The 294-nt window shown below is 43.2% G+C and carries 1 protein-coding gene; it reads left to right on the plus strand.

What is annotated here, in order from left to right:
• A partial coding sequence (locus tag OEW74_RS19615; protein WP_265430083.1) for a SprB repeat-containing protein occupies nt 1-294 on the plus strand: 294 nt, incomplete at both ends.

The following is a 294-nucleotide window of genomic DNA, read 5'->3' on the forward strand; positions in this document are numbered from 1 at the left end:
AACAGCAAGTATTGTTGTAACGGGAGGAACAGCACCTTACACTTACTCATGGTCTCCGAGCGGTGGAACTGCAGCAACAGCAACTGGTTTAGCAGCAGGAGCTTATACCGTAACAGTAACCGATGCTAATGCATGTACAATTACAAGAACAATAACCATCACTCAACCTACAGCAATTTCAGGAACAACAGTTGTTACTAATATTGCATGTAACGGTAGTTCAACAGGAGCTATTAATTTGACACCAACAGGTGGAACAGCACCTTATACTTTCAACTGGGGAGGAGGAATCAC

The sequence above is a fragment of the Chryseobacterium sp. YIM B08800 genome (assembly GCF_026163565.1).
In the GTDB taxonomy this organism is placed as follows: domain Bacteria; phylum Bacteroidota; class Bacteroidia; order Flavobacteriales; family Weeksellaceae; genus Chryseobacterium.